We start from the raw sequence: 710 nt of genomic DNA, 5'->3' as shown, positions 1-710 counted from the left end.
AATTTTGAGCGTAGATGAATCGCTGTAATAAATTATTTTTGAATAAACAAATTTTGTGGATAAATTTGAAGATAAATTTCCATCAAAACATAAAAAGGCCGTCTGAAACTTGATATTCAAAGCATTCAGACGGCCTTTTAAATATTTAAACTGTGGATAACTTTGTGAATAAGTGTGGATTAAAGCTTATGTCCGCACACAGTTTCGTATTGTTTTTCAGTAATCGTGCCACTCATGACACTCATTGGACGGATGCTGGTCGGCGTATAGCTTTGGTTGGAAATGACCTGGCCGTATTCGTCCATCAATTGCAGTGCTGCCAGACGATAGGTTTTGTTTGAGCAATGAATTTCCCAGCTGCCGATGGCCGTTTTATAGGCCGGCGTATTGACGAAACGTTCCTCTTTCAGTTTGGAAACGGTTTTTTTATCGCGGAAAGTAACCAGTGCGCCATTTCTTTTAATGCTACTTCTATCAATGGCCACTTTGATATTGCCTTCAGAGATGGTGCCGATATTGGTCCAGCTGCCGCCGCCGCTCGATGTGGTTGTTGTTTCACAGGCACTCAACATCAAAGCCGCAAATACGGTTGCAGCTAGGGAAAAACGGTTGATATTCATAAAACCTCATTATTTACAGAAAGTCAGCCGATATTATCCGTGAAGATGGCATATATCGTAAATCGATTTTGCAAAGTTGAACCTCTGAAA

The 710-nt window shown here is 40.4% G+C and carries 1 protein-coding gene; it reads right to left on the bottom strand.

Annotated features, from left to right (window positions below):
* Window positions 1–179: 179 nt before the first annotated feature.
* On the bottom strand, window positions 180–620 hold the full coding sequence (locus tag ACTHUM_RS16680) for a surface-adhesin E family protein (protein ID WP_107792289.1): 441 nt from the start codon (window positions 618–620) through the stop codon (window positions 180–182).
* Between the last annotated feature and the right edge of the window lie 90 nt (window positions 621–710).

The organism is Neisseria sp. P0021.S006, assembly GCF_051956895.1.
Note: the sequence above shows the minus strand (reverse complement) of the source record. Positions and strands in the feature narration are given on the sequence as shown.